At 69.3% G+C, this 19,465-nt stretch carries 12 protein-coding genes and 4 pseudogenes; 8 read left to right on the plus strand and 8 right to left on the minus strand.

Features of this window, described 5'->3' with window-relative positions:
* Positions 1 to 9: 9 nt before the first annotated feature.
* Both ACZ7M7_RS32240 and ACZ7M7_RS32245 read right to left on the minus strand, forming a co-directional pair.
* Complete coding sequence (locus tag ACZ7M7_RS32240) at positions 10 to 411, minus strand: DUF3662 domain-containing protein (protein ID WP_383605557.1); 402 nt, start codon at positions 409 to 411, stop codon at positions 10 to 12.
* Positions 408 to 1,546: pseudogene (locus tag ACZ7M7_RS32245) on the minus strand (YihY/virulence factor BrkB family protein). Before ACZ7M7_RS32245 ends, ACZ7M7_RS32240 begins: the two are co-directional and overlap by 4 nt.
* 181 nt (positions 1,547 to 1,727) lie before the next feature.
* Here ACZ7M7_RS32245 and ACZ7M7_RS32250 point away from each other — a divergent pair.
* The 3 genes from ACZ7M7_RS32250 to ACZ7M7_RS32260 all read left to right on the plus strand — a co-directional run bounded on the left by ACZ7M7_RS32250 (position 1,728) and on the right by ACZ7M7_RS32260 (position 6,569).
* A complete protein-coding gene (locus tag ACZ7M7_RS32250) occupies positions 1,728 to 2,294 on the plus strand; it encodes a PadR family transcriptional regulator (RefSeq protein WP_451174440.1) in 567 nt (188 codons plus the stop codon).
* Positions 2,295 to 2,380: 86 nt separating this feature from the next.
* Positions 2,381 to 4,099: an acyl-CoA dehydrogenase family protein gene (locus ACZ7M7_RS32255; RefSeq protein ID WP_472122988.1), complete on the plus strand. Its 1,719-nt coding sequence runs from the start codon at positions 2,381 to 2,383 to the stop codon at positions 4,097 to 4,099.
* 304 nt (positions 4,100 to 4,403) lie between these two features.
* Positions 4,404 to 6,569, plus strand: coding sequence for a SpoIIE family protein phosphatase (locus ACZ7M7_RS32260; protein WP_472122990.1), 2,166 nt, complete (start codon positions 4,404 to 4,406; stop codon positions 6,567 to 6,569).
* A gap of 99 nt (positions 6,570 to 6,668) precedes the next feature.
* Here ACZ7M7_RS32260 and ACZ7M7_RS32265 read toward each other — a convergent pair whose 3' ends face one another.
* Positions 6,669 to 7,856: a beta-ketoacyl-[acyl-carrier-protein] synthase family protein gene (locus ACZ7M7_RS32265; RefSeq protein ID WP_472122993.1), complete on the minus strand. Its 1,188-nt coding sequence runs from the start codon at positions 7,854 to 7,856 to the stop codon at positions 6,669 to 6,671.
* A 259-nt stretch (positions 7,857 to 8,115) separates the two neighbouring features.
* On the opposite strand from ACZ7M7_RS32265, the pseudogene ACZ7M7_RS32270 reads away from it, so the two are divergent.
* Positions 8,116 to 8,214: pseudogene (locus ACZ7M7_RS32270) on the plus strand (IS5/IS1182 family transposase); the annotation flags it as partial.
* Positions 8,215 to 8,506: 292 nt separating this feature from the next.
* Here ACZ7M7_RS32270 and ACZ7M7_RS32275 read toward each other — a convergent pair.
* Positions 8,507 to 9,205, minus strand: coding sequence for a TetR/AcrR family transcriptional regulator (locus ACZ7M7_RS32275; RefSeq protein ID WP_451174428.1), 699 nt, complete (start codon positions 9,203 to 9,205; stop codon positions 8,507 to 8,509).
* A 77-nt stretch (positions 9,206 to 9,282) separates the two neighbouring features.
* On the opposite strand from ACZ7M7_RS32275, the gene ACZ7M7_RS32280 reads away from it, so the two are divergent.
* Positions 9,283 to 10,524 (plus strand): choice-of-anchor Q domain-containing protein, encoded by a 1,242-nt coding sequence (locus ACZ7M7_RS32280; RefSeq protein WP_472122995.1) that lies wholly within the window; start codon positions 9,283 to 9,285, stop codon positions 10,522 to 10,524.
* A 54-nt stretch (positions 10,525 to 10,578) separates the two neighbouring features.
* Here ACZ7M7_RS32280 and ACZ7M7_RS32285 read toward each other — a convergent pair whose 3' ends face one another.
* Both ACZ7M7_RS32285 and ACZ7M7_RS32290 read right to left on the minus strand, forming a co-directional pair.
* Complete coding sequence (locus ACZ7M7_RS32285) at positions 10,579 to 12,138, minus strand: mucoidy inhibitor MuiA family protein (protein WP_472122998.1); 1,560 nt, start codon at positions 12,136 to 12,138, stop codon at positions 10,579 to 10,581.
* 4 nt (positions 12,139 to 12,142) lie between these two features.
* Positions 12,143 to 14,338 carry a DUF4139 domain-containing protein gene (locus tag ACZ7M7_RS32290; RefSeq protein ID WP_472123000.1) on the minus strand — a complete coding sequence of 732 codons (2,196 nt, stop codon included), beginning with the start codon at positions 14,336 to 14,338 and terminating at the stop codon, positions 12,143 to 12,145.
* 320 nt (positions 14,339 to 14,658) lie between these two features.
* On the opposite strand from ACZ7M7_RS32290, the gene ACZ7M7_RS32295 reads away from it, so the two are divergent.
* Positions 14,659 to 15,888 (plus strand): MFS transporter, encoded by a 1,230-nt coding sequence (locus ACZ7M7_RS32295; protein WP_472123003.1) that lies wholly within the window; start codon positions 14,659 to 14,661, stop codon positions 15,886 to 15,888.
* 96 nt (positions 15,889 to 15,984) lie between these two features.
* On the opposite strand, the gene ACZ7M7_RS32300 is transcribed toward ACZ7M7_RS32295, so the two are convergent.
* Positions 15,985 to 17,049: a glycoside hydrolase family 5 protein gene (locus tag ACZ7M7_RS32300; RefSeq protein ID WP_472123006.1), complete on the minus strand. Its 1,065-nt coding sequence runs from the start codon at positions 17,047 to 17,049 to the stop codon at positions 15,985 to 15,987.
* Between the two features lie 357 nt (positions 17,050 to 17,406).
* A pseudogene (locus ACZ7M7_RS32305) lies at positions 17,407 to 17,652 on the minus strand (hypothetical protein); the annotation flags it as partial.
* Between ACZ7M7_RS32305 and ACZ7M7_RS32310 the strand changes: the two are divergent.
* Positions 17,653 to 17,796 (plus strand): annotated as a pseudogene (locus tag ACZ7M7_RS32310) (protein-arginine deiminase family protein); the annotation flags it as partial.
* A gap of 217 nt (positions 17,797 to 18,013) precedes the next feature.
* The gene (locus ACZ7M7_RS32315) at positions 18,014 to 19,330 is read left to right on the plus strand and encodes an ABC transporter substrate-binding protein (RefSeq protein ID WP_472123009.1); all 1,317 of its coding nucleotides are present in this window, start codon (positions 18,014 to 18,016) and stop codon (positions 19,328 to 19,330) included.
* Positions 19,331 to 19,465: the final 135 nt, after the last annotated feature.

Below are 19,465 nucleotides of genomic sequence, written 5' to 3' on the forward strand. Positions count from 1 at the left end.
CATCCGGCGTCATTGGTTCGAGGCCGGAAAACCCTGGGCCCTGACGTTGGGCATCACCGTGCTCGTCACGCGGTACCGCCCGTTGGGGACATCGCAGGACTTGGTGACGTGCACCGCCAGCGGTCCGGCCCATTCATACCCCTGGCGCTCGCCGTGCTGTGCCAGCCTGTCGGTGAGAACCTGCCCCACCTGACCCGCCTTGGGGGCAAGTTCGTCGTGGACGTGTTCGGCCAACTCCACGTCGTACGCGTTGGGGACCACGACCCGGCTTTGGCTGCACACCACGGCGTTGCTGTCACATTCACGCCGCAACGCATCCACCAACTCGACCGGGTCCCTGCGGAAGAACTGTGCCCAAAGCGCCTCTCCGGCGCGCTCGAGAGTCCGTTCCCATCCGGTGAGCGTGCTCATCTGCTCGTCACTCCTTCTTCCTCATCATCATTCGTCAAGCGGTACCGGTCTTCGTCGTTCCACGAGCGGGTGTCCCGCGGCTCGACGTACGGCTCCTGCTGCGGCGGGTACCCTCCGGCGATGGCGCGCTGGCGGGCGGTCTCGGCGTCGAGCTCAAGGCCCAGCAGGACGGCGATGTTGGTGATCCACAGCCACACCAGGAAGACGATCACGCCGGCGAACGTGCCGTAGGTCTTGTTGTAGGACGCGAAGTTCGCGACATAGAACGCGAAACCGGCAGAGGCGATCATCCACACGACCAGGGCGAGGATGCTGCCCGGCGTGACCCATTTGAAGCCGCGGATCTTCGCGTTAGGGCTGGCCCAGTACAGAATCGCGATCATGAGGGTCACCAGGACGACCAGGACCGGCCACTTTGCGATCGACCACACCGTCAAAGCGGTGTCACCCACTCCGAGCACGTCGCCGGCTCGGCGGGCGACGGCGCCGGTGAAGACCACGATCAGGGCGCTGAGCACCGCGAGGATCACCAGCACGATCGTCAGGGCCAGCCGCAGCGGCAGCACCTTCCACACCGGGCGGCCTTCCGGCACGTCGTAGACGGCGTTGGAAGTGCGGATGAACGCCGCCACGTAGCCGGACGCCGACCACACTGCCAGGGCCAGGCCGACGATCGCCATGATCGACCCGATGCCGGAGTTGGCCTGCAGTTGGTGCACCGCGTCGCCGATCACGTCGCGGACGGCGCCCGGGGCGAGCTGCTGGACGTGGTCCAGCACCGCACTGGTCGCCGACTGCCCGGCAACCCCAGCAGGGACACCAGTACCAGCAGCGCGGGGAACAGCGACAGGATGCCGTAGTACGTCAGGGCTGCCGCACGGTCCGTCAGCTCGTCGTCCTTGAACTCCTTGAGCGTGCCCCGCAGCACCGCGCGCCACGACTTCTTCGGCATATCGGTGGGTGCGTCCGGCTCCTCGCGTTCGACGTCCGGCCCTGGACCGAACCTCTCCGGCTCGCTCGCGCGGCCGTGCCTCTCGGGGCGGTCTTCCTGTTCGCCGGCCTCCAGGCCTTGCACGGGGCCACGGCCTTGTCGGGCGTCCTCGCGTCTGTGTCCCGGTTTCATGAGCTTCGCCATACGCGGCGAGTAACCACAAACAACGCAGTCACCCGGCTCGCCCCCTATTGGCGGGATGCCGGCACGGTGTTGGCGCGCTGAGGGAGCCATCCATCGCGCACGGCCACTGCCTGGCGTGACCCCTGTCTCACCTGGGCGGCGCCCCTTGGCTATGCAACGAGTTGCATACAAAGATCGAGGCATGGCGCTCGAGCACGCGATCCTCGTCTCCCTGCTGGAGAAGCCGGGCACCGGCTATGAGCTGGCTCGGCGGTTCGACCGGTCCATCGGATACTTCTGGACCGCCACGCACCAGCAGATCTACCGCGTCCTCAAGCGCATGGAGAGCGACGGCCTGCTCGCCGTCCGCGGGTTGCCGCAGCAGAGCCGGCCGGACAAGAAGGAGTACTCCGTCGTCGGGCTCGGCCGTGCCGCCCTCTCGCGGTGGCTGCACGAATCGATCGAACCCGAGAGCATCCGGCACGAACTCGCAGTCAAGATCCGCGGCGCGGCCTTCGACGACCCGGCCGTGCTGATCCGTGAGGTCGAACGGCACCGGCAGGTGCACAGCGACCGGCTGGCGCACTACCTCGCCGGGGAACAGCGCGACTTCACCGGCCCGGCAGCCCCGGCGCCGCTCGACGCCGGTCAGGAACTGCAGCATGTCGTCCTGCGCGGCGGCATCGCGTACGAGCGGATGACTGTCGCCTGGCTCGACGACGTACTCGCCACCCTCCATCGGCTCGGCTCGTCGGACCCGCGTCCCTGAACTGCCGACCACGGCCGCTCGCGCTCCGCGACCTTCAGTTCCGCACCATCGACCCTCAACCCTCAACCTTCGGAAGGCGGACCTCCATGGCCGACTCCCTCCTCTTCAACCCGCGCACGTACGACCCGGCGCAGTTCGACCCCGAGACCCGCAGGCTGCTGCGCGCCACCGTCGACTGGTTCGAGGACCGGGGCAAGCGGAGGCTGATCGAGGACTACCGTTCCCGCGCCTGGCTGGCCGACTTCCTCGCGTTCGCCGCCAAGGAAGGGCTGTTCGCCACCTTCCTCACCCCGGCGTCCGCCGCCGGCGACAAGGACCAGCGCTGGGACACGGCCCGGATCGCCGCCCTCAACGAGATTTTCGGGTTCTACGGTCTCGACTACTGGTACGCCTGGCAGGTGACCATCCTCGGTCTCGGACCGGTGTGGCAGAGCGACAACGCGGCGGCTCGCACCCGTGCCGCGGAACTCCTCACCCAGGGCGAGGTGTTCGCCTTCGGCCTTTCCGAGAAGACCCATGGCGCCGACATCTACTCCACCGACATGCTGCTGACGCCGGACGGCAACGGCGGCTTCACGGCGGACGGTTCCAAGTACTACATCGGCAACGGCAACGCCGCCGGGCTCGTCTCCGTCTTCGGCCGGCGCACCGACATCGAGGGTCCGGACGGCTACGTCTTCTTCGCCGCAGACAGCCGCCACCCGGCGTATCACCTCAAGAAGAACGTCGTCGACTCCTCGAAGTACGTCAGCGAGTTCCGCCTCGAGAACTACCCGGTCGCAGCGGACGACGTCCTGCACACCGGCCGCGCCGCGTTCGACGCCGCCCTCAACACCGTCAATGTCGGCAAGTTCAACCTCTGCACGGCCTCGATCGGCATCTGCGAGCACGCGATGTACGAGGCGGTCACCCACGCGCACACGCGCATCCTGTACGGCCGCCCCGTCACCGCCTTCCCGCACGTGCGCCGCGAGCTGGCCGACGCGTACGTCCGCCTCGTCGGCATGAAGCTCTTCAGCGACCGCGCCGTCGACTACTTCCGCTCCGCCTCGCCGGACGACCGCCGCTACCTGCTCTTCAACCCGATGACGAAGATGAAGGTGACCACGGAGGGCGAGAAGGTCATCGACCTGATGTGGGACGTGATCGCCGCCAAGGGCTTCGAGAAGGACACCTATTTCGCCCAGGCCGCCGTCGAGATCCGGGGGCTGCCCAAGCTCGAGGGCACGGTCCACGTCAACCTCGCGCTGATCCTCAAGTTCATGCGCAACCACCTCCTGAACCCGGCCGAGTTCGCGCCCGTGCCGACCCGCCTCGACGCGGCCGACGACACGTTCCTCTTCGAGCAGGGACCGGCCCGAGGCCTGGGCTCCGTGCGCTTCCACGACTGGCGCCCCGCCTACGACGCGTACGCCGGCGTGCCGAACGTCGCCCGCTTCCGGGAGCAGGCCGACGCCCTGTGCGAGTTCGTCACCACCGCAGCCCCCGACGAGGAGCAGAGCCGCGACCTCGATCTCCTGCTCGCCGTCGGCCAGCTGTTCGCACTCGTGGTGCACGGCCAGCTGATCCTGGAGCAGGCTCGCCTGACGGGCCTTGACGAGGATGTGCTCGACGAGCTGTTCTCCGTCCTCGTCCGCGACTTCTCCGCGTTCGCCGTCGAACTGCACGGCAAGGACTCCGCCACTGCGGATCAGCAGCGTTGGGCGCTCGGTGCCGTCCGGCGTCCCGTCATCGACGCAGCGCGTTCGGCGCGCGTCTGGGAGCGTGTCGAGGCACTGGCCGGGGTGTACGAGATGGCCCCGTGACAGCGTCCCCGGGGCGCTCGTCGACACGTGACGGGCATGGTCTCCCGGAGCAGTGACGCCGTACGCCGACGTCGCCGTGTACCCGCCGTAGCCCTTGCCGCGGCGGGTACCGCGCACGAGGCTAAGAAGCAGAGACGAGGCGGATCGTCTCGTAAAGCCTTCTCGTAAAGCCTTCTCGAGGCGCGATGTGGGCGAAGCCGCCCCCGGTGTTATTCAATGAGGTGTGCGGTCAGGGATCTCGGGGCCCCGTCGCGCGGTCCGAGTACGGCCCCGGTGCTGCGCCGGGGATTGCTGAGAGAGTCGTATGGACTCCACACCCTCCCGCTCATCCTCGTCGGCGTTCCACCTGGTCAGCCGAGCCCTGGGGCGCTACATCCCCCGCGGTGGAGCGGCCGCCGGACCCGCCGGTCCCGCCGACGAGCAGGGCGACCGCACCCCGCGCCACCCCGTATCGGACAGCCCGGCAGCAAGCCAGCAGGAGCAGATCCTCGGCGCGGTCAACCTGGACCGGGATCTCATCATCACCCGCTGCAATCTGGACGCCCCCGTGTTCGCGGGTCTGGACGCCGCGCCCGGGAAAGCGCTCATCGATCTCCTGCCCCCCTGGGACGTACCGACGGTCACACGGCGGTTGCGGCAGGTCCTGGAGAGCGGTGAGGCACACGTCGCCCGAATCCAGCGCCTGCGCCGCCACGACGGGTCGGAGCTGGTGGTCTCGCTGAGCATCCTGCCCGCTGCGCCGCCCGAGGAGGGCCTGACCGTCTCCATGATCGCCATGGCCCGGAGGCTGCACCTGTACGCCGCCGAGACCGCGATCGGCACCTCGCTGGACATCGGCGAGACCGCGCAATCGCTGGCGGAGTCCCTCTTGGCCTGGGGAGACGTGGCGGCCGTCGACCTCGACTTCGCCGTGTGGACGGGCGAGGGAGTCACCGGGCAGGTGCAGCGGCGCATCCGACTGCGGCGGGCAGCCCTGGTGCCGGACCGGGTATGGCCCGAGGGCTACATAACACCGGGCGGCGACCTCCCCAGCGACGCGAGCCGCCTGCTGGCGCAGGCGGTGCTGCAAAACGATGCTCCCCAGGCCATCGTCATACCCGACCGGGAGGCCGTCGAGCGGGTGCTCGACAGTCCACGGGTCGTGCGTGCCCTCGTGCCCGTCGACCGGTCGGCGGGAGTGGCGTGCATACCACTGGTTCTGGACGGCGCGCCGCCCGTCGTACTGGGCGTGGCCGAGGTCTGGCGGCGGGCGGACCGTCCCTTCCGCGACAGCGAGCTGTTCGACCTGCAGGAACTTGTCGCCAGGACCGCCCACCACGTCGACCTGGCCCGCCAGCACCAGCGCGAGCACACGCAGGTGCTGGCACTGCAACGCCGACTCCTGCCACGCACCGGCGGCGACACCATCGAGATCGCCAGCGTCTACCAGCCCGCCACCCCCGACAGCGCTGGCGTCGGCGGCGACTGGGTGAACAGCTTCCCGCTGTCGGACGGCCGTACCGCGCTCGTGGTCGGTGACGTCGTCGGGCATGGCCTGGGAGCCGCCGCGACCATGGGCCAGCTGAGCATGGAAGCCCGGGCGCTGCTGTCCGCCGGGCTCGCGCCCGACGAGGTACTGGAGCACCTGGACGAGACCGTGTCGCTGCTGGACGACGCCGAGTCGGGGCTGGCGGCCGGCTACAGCGCCCTCGGCTCGACCTGCTGCATCGCCCTCTACGATCCGGTCAGCCACCACGTGGCACTGTCCAGCGCCGGCCACCTCCCCCCGATCCTGGTCACCCCGGACGGGTACGCCGGCCCGCTCCCGCTGCGTCCGCACCCCGGCCTGGGTGCCGAGTTCGCGCTGCGGGAGCCGTTCGACGTCCACACCTTCGTCGCCGCCCCGGACTCCCTGCTCGCTCTCTACACCGACGGCCTGGTGGAGGATCCCGCCCTCTCGATCGACGAAGGCATCGACAGGCTGGCGGCCGCCGTCTCCACGGTGCACCCCTGGGACACCCTGCAGCAGGCCGCACGGCACGTCGTCTCCGAGCTGGCTCCGGCGCGCCAGCGCGACGACGTGACCCTGCTGCTCGCGCGAATGATCGGCTACCGCAAGGGTGACACCGCGACCTTGCGGCTGGCCGCCCGCTACGACGCCCCCGCTCGCGCCCGAGCGCAGGTCTTCGCGCTGCTGACGCAATGGCGCACCAGGGACGCCACCCGGGACAAGGTGGTGCTGCTGGTCAGCGAGCTGGTCACGAACGCGGTCCGCTTCGCTGCCGGCCCCATCACGGTACGGCTGATCAGGTCCGCCAACGGGCTGCTGTGCGAGGTCGGCGACACCGGCAACGGCAGGCCGCGCCTGAAGCGGGGCGGCCTGCTCGACGACGGCGGTCGTGGCCTGAGCATCGTGCACCGGCTCACCACCCGGTGGGGGGTGCGGTGGACGGACACCGGGAAGGTTGTCTGGGCGGAAGTCGCGAGGTGAACAGGCTCACTGTCGGGGAGGCCGCAGGCGTGCGGGAGCGCTAGGGGTTCCGCTGCGCGAGGGTTCTTCCGGTACGAGTGGCGCGGCCCCGTGCTCCCGCTACAGCCACTGCCCCTCCAGAGCCGTAGCGGTGAGACCGGGTGCCGCCGCGTACAGGACGGCGCGGTTGCCGGGCTTCTGCTGGCCGGCGTCGTGCGCCCGCCGCAGGATGTCGAACACGGCGGCGCCTCCGCGGTTGCCGCTGGTGTAGCTGTCCCGGCTGTAGTCCAGCAGTCCCGAGGGCCATGCGTCGGGCATCGTCTGCTCCATGTACTCCAGCACCCTGGTGCCGCCGGGGTGGGCGAGCAGTACGTCGGGGTGCCAGGCGTCGGGGTCGTCCTGGTAGCGCAAGCGCAGCCACTCCCACATGGCCGTGACCGTCTCCTGTACGGCGCGCGGTCCACGCCGGTCCATCACGAAGTGGGTGCCGTCCGCCCGCGTCTCCAGGCGGTGCAGGTCCTGGGTGCCGGGCAGGGTGTGATTCCAGGCGGCGTCCAGCCGCAGCACCGACTCGGGCCTCGGGCGGCCCGTGACCACCGCGGCGACCGCCGTGTCAGCGAACAGCAACCGGACGATCAGGGACTCAAGGGTGTCGTCTGCGGGCTGGTAGGTCGTGCTCAGCGCCTCCGCGATGACGATCAGGACCACGCGGTCGGGGTCGGCGGCGACGAGATCCGCCGCGAGCGCCAGGGAGCGGGTGCCCGCGATGCAGGCCCACTGCGTGGCCGGCAGCAACATCACATCGTTGCGGAGCGGCAGCTTGTTGGCCAGGGCCATGTCCAGTCCGGGCAGCGCCGGGGTGGTGGAGTGACTGGTGATCAGGCAGTCGACGTCCGCGGCGTCCAGCCCGGCTGTCTGAAGCGCCCCGCGCGCCGCACGCTCCCCGTAGGACTGCACGGCCTCCCAGGCCGGCGCCGTGCGCTCCTGGACGGTCTGCGGTGCGGGTATGGACTCGAGGGCGGCGATCACGCGGTCCACGTCCGGCTGTGTGAACCCGTCGCGCATGAGCGCCTCTTGGGCCGGCGCGACACCGACGGCGTCCAGGCCGCTGCCGCTGCCGGGCGCGACTGCGGACTCCAACGGCAGCATCCAGCCGCGGCTCTCGATGCCCGTACTGGCCGCAATGCTGCCGATCCGCGGCGCCCACGCCGCGCCCGGGTGCCGGGCGCTCACCTCCGCCACGATCTGGCTGGTCTTCACGGCGTGCTCGCCGTGTATCACGGCAGGAAGCGAGAGGTAAGCGGCCATGATGATGCACCTTCCAAGGGGGGAGGGGGACGCGTGAGGAGGGAGAACGGGGGAGCGTCACAAGTGCTGTGTCATGGGCCACGTCGGAACTTGGCGCCCAAGACGATGCAGTTGGGCTCCACTTCGGGAGTGTGTGTCCGGATCGAGCCTGGCGCTAAATGGACATTTGCGCTGTGATGCAGACAACTTAGGCGCACGCGGAATTTCGTGACACGGCACACACCTCTGAATCGCGGGTGCCGGCAGGGCGGCTTCATGGACCGCCGTGGCGAAGTCTCGTCGCCCGCCTGGTGGAGGTGGCGCAGGGGGTGAGGGCCTCGGCCGCTCGCGCGGCGGGTTCACCACCAAGATTCACCTGGGCGCGGGCAGCCACTGCCGCCACGGTCTCTGATCGTCACGCCGGGACAGGGATCCGGTACTTGATCCCGGAGAAGACCGGCAGTCAGGCCGCCCGCCCGCGGAAGGGATCGCGCGGCGGACGTCAACGGGGCTTTGACGAAGAGCGGCACGAGAAGCGCAACACGGTCGAACGGGCCATCAACAAGCTGAAGTACTCCAGGGCTGTGGCCGCCAAGTCCTGGTTGGAGCCATACGGGTTCCGCCGCCCGGTTGCCCGTAACGCCACGGGACCCGCGGTGGGGACCCGGCGCTCACGCCTCTCCCGGCTCACCCTCTCCGGCGTCCTCTGCCAGATCGGGAACGCCCAGCAGGGCGAGGCAGATGTGCAGCACGGCGTCCTCCAGGGCGGGGACTTCGTCGATGCGCCCCTGGCGCAGACAGCGGCAGACGGCTTCGTGTGTGGCGTCAGCCGCGGCCATGTAGTTCTCATGGGGGACGCGGCGGTGACCTGGAACCCTGGCGTGCCAGGCACGCATCGACTCGGCGAACCAGGAGCGGCAGGAGTCCTGGTGCTCCTGCGCGCGGCCGCCGGCCGTCGCCGTCTCCAGGAAGAACGCTTTGGCGAACTCGGGCTCTTCGGTGATCAGCTCGAGAAAGGCATGGATGGAGGCACGAAGCGTCGCCACACGGGAGAGCGACTGTGCCGACGAGCGAGCGAACGACGCCCCTAGCCGCTTGACCATCAGTTCGCGGCCCGTCTCCGCAGCGGCGATGAAGCACTCCTCCTTGTCCCCGAACAGTTCGTAGAACGTCTTGCGGGACACGCCGGCCCTTGCCGTCACATCGGCCACGGTCGCGGCGATGTAGCCCTTTTCAGCCACCACGACCGTCATCGCGTAGAGCAGCCGCTGGCGTTGTGACCCCGTCACACGCTCCCGCGCGAGCCCGTGCGGCCCGCGCGGTAGGTCGGTCAGGCTCGGCTGCAGCAGCGGCCAGATTGGCTCTCTCATGAGTGAGAAACAGTCTGGTACACGTTATAGACGCGAGCGTTTCTCACTATCTTTCCCCCGAGTAGGAGCGCACCTCCATGAGAAGTTCGACTGCCCTTTCGTCGCTGACCGCCTCGCTGGCGGCCCTCGCAGGGATCGTCGCCGCCGCCCCGGCCTCTGCGCAAGCAGCCTCCGCGCCGGCGACCTTCACGGTCAACTCCACGGAAGACGCCGTGGATGCGGACGCGTCCGACGGCATCTGCCGCACCGCCACAGGAACCTGCACCCTACGCGCGGCGGTCATGGCCGCAAACGCCCAGCCCGGCAGCACGATCGAACTACCCGCCGCCCACTACCGGCTGACCATTCCCCCCAATCCCGACCAGCTCAACGGGCGCACCGCCGACCCGACCAAGGGCGACCTGAACGTCCTCGAGCCGACCACCATCCGGGGGGCCGGGGCGCGGGAGACCATCGTCGATGCCGACCACATCGACCGGGTCTTCCGCATGGGCGCAGACACGCAGCTGTCCGACCTCACCATCACCGGAGGAGACGCCAAGCAGCGGGAGGTGCCCATCACCGACCCCGGCGGAGGCGGCATCGCCAACAGCAAGCACATGACGCTGCGCCGGGTAACGGTAACGGGGAACCGTGCCGGTTATGGAGGCGGTATCTTCAACATCCCCAACTCCCACTTGTCGCTGATCGACAGCACCGTCAGCCGCAACATATCGGGCGAGGCCGGAGGCATCCGGTTCGACGACACCGGCACCGTGGTCAATTCGACGATCGCGGACAACCGGGTGACCGACGACTGGGACCGGCCGGGCAGCCTGTCCGGCTACGGAGGCGGCATCGACATCCGCGGCACCGGCCTGGTGGAGATCCGCAACTCCACGATCACCGGCAACACCGCCACCGACGGCGGCGGCGGGATCAACATCGCCCCCGCCTACCTGGACAGCCTGCCGGGACCCATAACCGACCCCATCAACCTGCCGCTGGGTCACCTCGCCCTGCAGAACACCATCATCGCCGGAAACACCATCGGCCAAGCCACCAGCGACTGCAAGAACGTCTTCGCCACCATCGAGTCACGGGGCAACAACCTCGACAGCGGAAACAACTGCCACCTCACGGCCGAAGGCGATCTCCCCAGCCGTGATCCCCACCTCGGGCCCCTCGGCGAAAACGGTGGGCCGACGAACACCGTGGCATTGCTGCCCGGCAGTCCCGCCATCGACGGCGGCGCTGACTGCCCGTCCGCCGACCAGCGCGGCGTGCTGCGGCCTCAAGGCCCGGCGTGCGACATCGGAGCCTTCGAATACCAGCACTGACTCCCGCCCTGCCCGCCCTTTCAGTTCACGACAGTCCCGGGCGGACCCGCTCGCTCACAGCCCCGCGACCTTGCCGCTCGCGGAGATCTCGTAGACCAGGGTGATCGTGCGGTGTCCGCCGGGCGTCAGCCGCAGGTCCCAGCGTGCGATGCCGTCGGCGTCGACCGCATCGGGCTCCGGCGCGCAGGCTTCCTTGCGCAGGCGGACCTCCACCGCCGACACCTCGGAGACAGGGATCCGCTCCCGAAGCGTGACGATCTGCTCGATCCGGTCTCTGGGCGCGGAGAAGCGGGACAGGTGCAGCCGGACCGTGCGGGTGATCACGGTTCGCTGGGTCAACGTCGCAGTGTCGCGGGATTCTTCGGCATGCCGGATCACCCGGTAGTCGTCGTGGCTGCCGAAGGCGAGCTCGACAGGGGCACCCGGTGCGGTGAAGCTCAGCGTGCCGCGGCCGGTGAATCCACTGCCGCGGACGAGGTCCACGGGCCCGGCCAGCAAGGCGTGGCCGGAGGTGTTGTCGAACCGCACGACTTGGGTGACCAGCGGCGACAGTTCGGGTGAGGAGGAGTACTCGCTGCTCGCGGTGGCGGTGACGGCGGTGAGCGACACCCGGTGGCCGCGGCCGTCCGCGGGGACGGAGACGGGCACAGGGGAGTGCAGCACCCGCGTCCGGCCGCCGTCGTCCACTCCAGGAAGGCCGAGTACCGGGGTCGGCCCGAGGTCCGCGGTCTCCTCCTCCCGCCATTCCACGTCGACGGTCCGACGCTCAGCGGCGGAGCGATCCTTGAGGGTCAGACGGTCCTCGGTCAGCTGCGGCGGGTCGGTGGTCAGTGCCGAGCGGGCCGTCGACAGGGTGAGGCGTACGTCCGACCAGTCCTCGCCGGTGCGCTGCCAGACCATCGCGTCGGTCTCCAGAGTCAGCGATTCCCCGTCGAGTACGGCCCGGTAGGCGGGGCGCCACAGAGCGCACGAGGTCAGGTGGGTCAGACGCAGCCGGACCGGCGCGGCGACTGCGGCCTGTACGGTCAGCTCCACATGGCCGACCAGTTCGGCGGGCTGTTCCTCGGCGAGGTCGATGGCCTGGCGAGTCTCCATCAACTCTCTGGACAGGGTCGTCAACCGTGCTTCGGCGGTGCGGAGTTGCTCGGCGTACGAATCGCGCTCGGAGTCGATCCGGTCCAGTTCGCGGGTCCAGCGGGTCTCGTCCGTCTCCCCGTAGCCGGTCCCTTCGGCGATGTCCCGCAGGAGATCGGCGGCGAGCCGGCCGAGGAGGTCGAGGCGCGTGCGCAGCCGGTCGCGTTCGTGGCCGCGGGTGAGCTGTTCCTCTTCGAGAGCGCGAATCCGCGTGCGCAGGGCAGAGTCGTCGGCGGAGGGCAGCGGGGCCCGCGGTGTCCAGGTGCGGACGACACGCACGTCGAGGACGGTCGGCCGGTGGTCACCCGTCAGTTCCGCGTGGAGAGTGCGGTCGACCGCGAGTGCGCTGATCGGCCCGAGGCGCAGTCGCTGGATGCCTGCGGTCAGGTCGAGTTCGGCGGTTCGCTCGATATGGGCGCGGTCCTCCAGGCAGGTGACAGCTGTGACGGGCAGGGGGATCGGCCGGGTGTCCGTGGGCATGGTGTCAGCTCCTGCGGTTGCCGCCGACCAGGGCCTTGGCGGCCGGGACGCGGATGTCGTAGCCGCCGTCGAGGGCGGTGCTGCCGCCGGCGGGCAGGTCCACTCGCCAGACGCGGGTCCCCGGGGCGTGCCGGTCGGGGCCGCTGTCCTGCTCGGGCGCTGTCCAGTCGGCCCGTTCCTCGATCCGGACGTCCGGTTCGGTCGTGACCGGAACCTGTTCGTGGACCTCGACGGTGACGGCATGGGCCAGCCGGTTGGCCAGTTCCACGTGGACCTGGTGGGCGAGCACGGTCGTGTTGTTGCGCAGCCCCGATGTCGACTCGCGCAGGTTCGTGCGGCGGGTGACCCGGATGCCCTCGGCCGGTCCCAGCCCCATCCGGCGCACTCCGCCGGGAGCGAGCGTGGGCAGAGCGGCGGTCGTCAGGAAGTCGTCGTCGCTGGTGACTTCCACCGGCCCGGCGAGCAGGGCCTGGTCGGTGGCGTTGGAGAGCACGAGCGTGGCGTAGACCGTCTGCTCCACCGACGGCACGCACAGGTACTCGGTGCGCAGGCCGACCGGGATGTCGGTGACGGTGACGGTGTGCCAGGTGCCGTCGGAGGGGATGTCGGCGCGGGCGACGGCGTCGTAGCGGTGGTCGAAGGAGCCCGCCGACTCGCGGGGCCGCACGGCGTGTCCGGGCAACGGCAGCGCGGCGACCGTATCGGCGCGGCGGCGGTACTCGTCCGCCACCGCGTCGTAGGGCGTGTGGGGGAAGAGCCTGCCTCGGCGGCCGGCGTTCTCGTCGGCGCCGGACAGCACTAGCGCGGCGTAGTCGAGCTCCGTGCCGCTGGGCTGCGGCGGACCGACCGCCACCGGTGGTGACGGCGGCGGGCCCGCCTGGACCGCGGCCTCCGGCGTCATGGCGGCGGGAGCAGCGCCGCGCCTGGGGGCGGGCCCAGCCCCACCACTCGGTCGTCCCGATGGCGACCTCGGCGTCGCCGGGGCGGCCACGGCGGTGTCGAACGCTGTCGGCGGAGCACCGGCGAAGCCTGTGGGCTCAGCGGGTGCGGCGGGCGGCATGCCGTATCCCTGCGGTGCCGGCGGCGGTGGAGGGACGGGACCGGACATGGCGGGCGGCATGCCGTACCCCAGCGATGCCGGTGGAGGGGCGACGGGCGCGGGTGGGGGCACTGCGGGCATGCCGTACCCCTGCGGTACCGGCGGCGTGGGGACGGGACCTGCGGCGGCCACGGGCACAGGCGCCGTTGCCGGAACGGGACGGGTGCCTGCCGCGTCGTAGCCGGAGAAGAGATCGGAGAGCCCCGCGGGGGGTTCCCGCCAGCCGGTGGGCGCGGGGGCGGGTTGTCGCCGTCCGACCCGGATCGAACGCAGAGCGGGCAGGTCGGTGCGGCGCCGCAGATCCGCGGTGGCCAGACCGATGCGGACCCCGGTCCAGTCCTCGCCGGTGCGCTGGGCGATCGAGGCACGCAGCACCAGGGTGCCGCTGTCGTCGCCCTGACGGTGCGTAAGGCGGTAGGCGGGGACCCAGACGGCTCCCGGCACGCCGTACTCGAGCTCCAGCTCCACAGTTCCGCTTTCGCTTCCGTTTCCGGTTCCGGTTCCGGCGAGCGTCAGGACCGCGACGACCGTGGTTGCGACGTGCTCGGACCGCACGTCGGTGGAGGCGCGGACCCAGCGGTCCGTGGCTATGGAGAGTTCGTGCTCGACGTGGCGCAGTTCCTCTTCCAGCTCGACGAGCCGGAGGTGCAGTCCCCGCAGCCGCTCGTCGACGAACTCGGCGAGTCGCAGCCACGCGTCGGCGGGCGTACGGCGGGGCGGGTCTTCGGGATTGCGGGGCGGAGGAACCGGGCGCAGGGCCGTCACTTCGGAGATGAGGCCCAGCTGCCGGTCACGACGGCCCTGTGCCGCGCCACCGGCGTCGCGCAGCCTCTCCATCTCGTGCCGCAGGTTGTCGGCCGCGTCGGTGCCGGGGAGTTCGGCATCCACTTCCACACGCACCTCGGTGACGCGCACGCCATGATCACCGACGACTTTGGCGCGCAGCGAGCCCGGGTCCATCGACCGGGGCAGTCCCGTCACCCGCACCCTGCCGTGCGCCGGCACGGTGCCCCGCGCCACCCGGGTACAGAGCGCACCCTGCGCGTACACCACGACCGCGTCGAGCGACGACGCCCATCGCTGCGCTTCCCCAGACTCCATACGCCCGCCCCCGTTGTGTCCGTGCCGACCGAAGCCTACGCCCAGGCCCCGGCCGAGCCAGCCCGGACCGGTTGACCTCCACCGACGGTGGGCGGCACCGAGGCGGCATGACATAGGTCACGTCAAGACGCGGCCCGATCTTGGAATGCGCTGTCTCCGGCCCGTGCTGCACTGTTCGTGGGCTCGCCCTGTGTGGGGGCGCGCTGGGCAACGGTGCTCGACGCGGCCGGCCGAGGTGGGTGTCCCCCCGACCTCGGCCTTCTCTGCTCCCTCGTCCTGCTCGTCCTCGGACCGTTGTCTTCGAAAGGTTCTCCCGCACCATGCCTCTGGCTCTGCTGGCCCTTGCCGTTGTCGCCTTCGGCATCGGCACGACCGAGTTCGCCACGATGGGGCTGCTGCCCCAGATCGCCGACGGGGTCGGGGTGTCGGTGCCTCAGGCCGGCAACCTCGTGTCGGCGTACGCGCTCGGTGTCGTCGTCGGTGCCCCCGTTCTGACCGGCATCGGTGCACGCATACCGCACAAGAAGCTGCTGCTGCTGTTGTCGGGGCTGTTCGTGGTCGGCAACATCGCCTCCGCGTTCGCCCCGAACTTCGGCCTGCTGTTCGCCGCGCGTTTCCTGGCGGGGCTGCCGCACGGCGCGCTGTTCGGAGTCGGCGCCGTCGTCGCCTCCCGGCTGGTCGCCCCCGAACGGGCCGCACGCGCCGTGTCGATGATGTTCCTCGGCCTGACGGTCGCGAACATCGTCGGCGTCCCGGCCGGCACCGCGCTCGGTCAGCAGCTGGGCTGGCGGTCCGCCTACGTCGCCGTCGCCGTCATCGGGCTCGTCGCGCTCGCCGCCCTGGCCGCGTTCGTCCCGCACCAGCCCCGCGCTCAGCAGTCCGGCATCCGCCACGAGGTGCGGGCCATGAAGAACCGGCAGGTCGCGATCGGCCTGGCCACGGCAGTGGTCGGGTTCGGCGGCTTCTTCGCCGTCTACAGCTACCTCGTGCCGATGCTGACGCACCTGACGGGCATCTCCGACACCTCGACCACCCTGGTCCTCGCGCTGTACGGCGTCGGCATGACGGTCGGCACGCTGATGGCCGGCCCCCTCACCGACCGCGCTTTGCGCCCGACTCTCTACGCGGGCCTCGCCCTGCTCGCGGCCGGCCTGGTGGCGTTCTACTTCACCGTCCACAGCACCATTCCGGCGCTGGTCACGATCACCTTCATCGGCGCGATGGGTGCCCTCATCACCACCCCGGTCCAGATGCTGCTCATGGCGAAGGCCAAGAACGCCCCGACGATGGCCGCAGCCTCCAACCACTCCGCGTTCAACCTGGCCAACGCGGGCGGCGCCTGGCTCGGCGGACTGGCCATCTCCGCCGGTTGGGGCTGGGCGTCACCGAACCTCGTCGGCGCCGCCCTGGCCGTAGCGGGCCTCGGCCTGGCCTTCACCGGCGGCCTCATGGACCGGCGCGGCGGACGCTCCGCGACCTCCGAGGTGATCACGTCATCCGTTACGGAGAACCCGACGGAGGCGGCACCCACCACACCGGCCAAGGGATGACCGGCCGGCCACGTCGCTCCGCAAGGTGAGGTGGCCTGTGTGAGACACACAGGCCACCGGTTCGATCACGCTCATTCACGTTCGCTCATTCGCTCACTACCAGTTGTCCGGCGACATGATGCGCTCGCGAATCCACACTCCGGCGGGCTTCAGCGGTGAGGTGCCGGTCCACGGGCCCGACCGGTCGCACGTCCCGGTCTTGAAGACGGCCCCGGAGCGGTTGTCGTCGGAGAAGTTCCAGTTCGTCCAGCTGATCTTCTTGCCGGCCATGAGGTCGAGGTAGCGCTGCGACATGGCGAAGTCGTTGCTGCCCTCGCCGGCGTAGTTCTGGGTGCCGAACTCGGTGACGAACACCGGGAGCTTGTCGGCGGCGCGGGAGAGGGTCGCCAGGTACTCGTCGCGGTGCGAGTACGCGTAGAAGTGGAAGGTGTACATGATGTTGGACGCCCTGACGGGGTTGTTCACCACCTCCGACTCGTTGGCGCCCTCGGAGACACCGAACGAGGACCACGCGCGGGTTCCGACCAGCACGGGAGCGTCGGAGTCGATGTTGCGAATGGTCGGGATGATCTGCTCCGCGTAGCTCTTGATCCGCGACCAGCTCACGCCGCTGGGCTCGTTCGCGATCTCGTAGAGGACGTTGTTCTTGTCCTTGTTGCGGTTGGCGATGTCGGTGAAGAACTGCCGGGCCTTGCTCAGGTTCGTGTTGGGGTCGCCCGGGGTGAGCATGTGCCAGTCGACGATCACGTACATGCCGCGGTCGGTCGCCTGCTGGATGAGGGAGTTCGCGAGGTTGGTGAAGTGCTGCGGGTTCGTCTCGTAGCCGCCCTCCTGGACGTAGGTCGAGACGCGCAGGACGTCGGCTTTCCAGTCGCCGGCGAGGGCGTCGAGTGAACCGTTGGTCAGGCAGTGCGGGTACCACTGGGTGCCGTGGGTGCTCATGCCTCGCAACTGGATGGGATTCCCGCGGCTGTTGCACAGCTTGGTGCCACAGACTCTGAGCTGGCCGTTCACGGAGACCGGGGTGGCGGCCGCGGCACGCTGATCCGCGCCGGCCGCTCGGGCGGAGCCGGTCGGGATGACGCTGAGGAGGAGCAGGAGGATGCTGCCGAGCGCGGCGGCTACCGCACCCTGCCGAAGCGACAGAGGTGATGCCCTCATATGAACCTCGTTCAGGTGGGGGATTGATAGGAAACTTTCCTAACCAGGAAAGCAGAGCCCACTTGGGGCTACAAGAGCCCTGTCGTCATCCACAATTGCTCCGGCATTCACAGAGGCGTGGTTCGCATATGTGATTGAGGGCATGCCCGGAGGCGGGCCTCCGCCGAGGGGCGAGCCTGACGGGCGACCCGGTCGCGGGCACGCCGGCCGGTGCGCCGGCACGGCGCCGACAGGCATGCGGTGGACGCTGATCCGTCACCGGAGCGGAGTCCGCCGCCGTACGCTGGTCGTGGCCGTCAACAACCGCCTGCAACCAGCACGTTCACGGCCCAGTCTTGTCCCCGCCGCGCACGGCGGTCAGTCGTTGAAGACGCCTGTGCAGGCGGTGCCGTCAGGGCCGATGGTGACCGGCGCCCAGGTGTTGTCGTACAGAAGACCGGTCCCGACGAGTTGCTTCCAACGAGTGGCGCCAATGCGGAAGTCGACGGCCGTCGGATACCAGGCGGCGACGCCGATGGCGTTCGGATCCTTGGCGCATAGGTAGATCAGGCCGTTGGCGGTGGAGAGCTTGGGCACGACGGAGGGGGCTCGTTCGCTGCTCTCCTTGCGCGAGCGGGCCTGAAGGTGTCGTACATCGACGACTGGTACACGTATCACCTCGGAATGAGGGAGGTGCACTGCGGCACCAACACCTTGCGTGATGCCTCCGCCGCGTGGTGGCAGCCGGCGGGCCCCACGACGCCGTAGCACCCGACACCTCGGGAGGCGGTCTTATGGCAGCTGTCCGGCAGGCGCCCCTCTGCCCGAAGGTGCACGCTTTGCGCGCTCTCGTTGAGACCTCGGGAAGCTCTCTCTAGCATGCGTGCATTCCTCTGGCCGATATCCGAGCCTTCGCTTTCCTCGGCAGCACCACCTCACCCAGCGAAACCGCCACTGCGCCGCACCGAGAAGGACATCAACAACAATGCGTCGACAAGACCCTCCGCTCGCCAGCTGTATCGCACTCATTTTGGTTTCCAGCGTTGCATGCTCCGGACTCGCCGAGGAAGACGGTGGGAACAAAGAGCTGAGCGGTACGCGTATCACCGTGGCCGGCGCCTGGACCGGAAGTGAGCAGAAGAACTTCCAGAAGGTACTCGACGCCTTCAGCGACAAGACCGGGGCGAAGGTGACCTTCGTGTCCACGGGGAACAACGTGTCCACTGCTGTAGGCGGCATGATCGAAGACGGGGACGCACCGGACGTGGCCTTGCTCCCGCAGCTGGGCGTGCTCGGGCAGTTCGAACGCAAAGGATGGCTGGAGCCGCTTTCGGTCTCGGCGCGGGAGGCAGTGGACGCAAACTACGCTGACGTGTGGAGAGAGTACGGCAGCGTGAACGGCACCCTGTACGGCGTGTACTACAAGGTGGCCCATAAGTCGGCGGTTTGGTACAGCCCCAGAGTTTTCGCCGAGGCGAATGTCGGGCGGCCCGCGACATTTGCAGAAATGCTGTCCGCCGGCCAGGCCATCTCCGACTCGGGGCTCGCGGCGTTCGCCATTGCCGGGCGGGACGGTTGGACCCTCACGGACTGGTTCGAAAACGTCTACCTGTCGGAAGCAGGACCTGAGAAATACGACGCCCTGGCTGCCCACGAGCTGAAATGGACCGACGCATCGGTCGTCGAGGCACTCACTTCCCTCGGCAAGCTCTTCAAGGAAAACCACCTCATCGCGGGGGGCCGAGAAGGTGCCCTGAATACCGACTTTCCCGGCTCGGTGGAGAAGGTCTTCGGAACGGAGCCGGAAGCCGGCATGGTCTTCGAGGGTGATTTCGTCGCCGGTGTCGCCAAGGACCGGTTCGGTAAGACGATCGGCCAGGACGTCAGCTTCTTCTCCTTCCCCGCCAGGGAGGGCGGCATTTTCCCCATCATCAGTGGTGGTGACGCCGCGGTCGTCCTGAAAGACGGCAAGAACTCGGCCGCCGGGATGAAGCTGGTCGAATATCTTGCCACCGCGGAGGCAGCTGCTGTGTGGGCGAAGCTGGGCGGATTTCTTTCACCTAACAAACAGCTTGACATTCACACCTATGACAACCTCACCACTCGCGCCATGGCCGACTCGCTGGTCAATGCCGAGGACCGGGTGCGCTTCGACATGTCCGACCAGGCCCCGGCATCCTTCGGCGGTACCGACGGCGCCGGCCAGTGGCGGATTCTGCAGAGCTTTCTGCGTGACCCCTCCGACCCCGAGGGCGCCGCCGCGGAGCTGGAGGAAGCGGCAGCCAAGGCATACCAGGACTGAATCCAGTCCCGTACGGCCCCTCCGTGATCGGCCTGGCCGGGCTGCGGGTGTCGTCGGCAGGGCGGAACGGCGGCGCACATCCCACCTCAGCCAGGGCCCAAACCCACCTCAGCCAGGCAGCGGGCGGCACCTTAC

The organism is Streptomyces sp. NPDC111606 (assembly GCF_055656945.1).

Excerpts from the sequence above, each read along its gene's own strand:
- ACZ7M7_RS32260 (WP_472122990.1), top strand. The coding sequence starts at position 4,404 with ATGGACTCCACACCCTCCCGCTCATCCTCGTCGGCGTTCCACCTGGTC.
- ACZ7M7_RS32290 (WP_472123000.1), bottom strand. The coding sequence starts at position 14,338 with ATGGAGTCTGGGGAAGCGCAGCGATGGGCGTCGTCGCTCGACGCGGTC.
- ACZ7M7_RS32240 (WP_383605557.1), bottom strand. The coding sequence starts at position 411 with ATGAGCACGCTCACCGGATGGGAACGGACTCTCGAGCGCGCCGGAGAG.
- ACZ7M7_RS32300 (WP_472123006.1), bottom strand. The coding sequence starts at position 17,049 with ATGAGGGCATCACCTCTGTCGCTTCGGCAGGGTGCGGTAGCCGCCGCG.
- ACZ7M7_RS32315 (WP_472123009.1), top strand. The coding sequence starts at position 18,014 with ATGCGTCGACAAGACCCTCCGCTCGCCAGCTGTATCGCACTCATTTTG.
- ACZ7M7_RS32265 (WP_472122993.1), bottom strand. The coding sequence starts at position 7,856 with ATGGCCGCTTACCTCTCGCTTCCTGCCGTGATACACGGCGAGCACGCC.
- ACZ7M7_RS32295 (WP_472123003.1), top strand. The coding sequence starts at position 14,659 with ATGCCTCTGGCTCTGCTGGCCCTTGCCGTTGTCGCCTTCGGCATCGGC.
- ACZ7M7_RS32280 (WP_472122995.1), top strand. The coding sequence starts at position 9,283 with ATGAGAAGTTCGACTGCCCTTTCGTCGCTGACCGCCTCGCTGGCGGCC.
- ACZ7M7_RS32275 (WP_451174428.1), bottom strand. The coding sequence starts at position 9,205 with ATGAGAGAGCCAATCTGGCCGCTGCTGCAGCCGAGCCTGACCGACCTA.
- ACZ7M7_RS32285 (WP_472122998.1), bottom strand. The coding sequence starts at position 12,138 with ATGCCCACGGACACCCGGCCGATCCCCCTGCCCGTCACAGCTGTCACC.
- ACZ7M7_RS32250 (WP_451174440.1), top strand. The coding sequence starts at position 1,728 with ATGGCGCTCGAGCACGCGATCCTCGTCTCCCTGCTGGAGAAGCCGGGC.
- ACZ7M7_RS32255 (WP_472122988.1), top strand. The coding sequence starts at position 2,381 with ATGGCCGACTCCCTCCTCTTCAACCCGCGCACGTACGACCCGGCGCAG.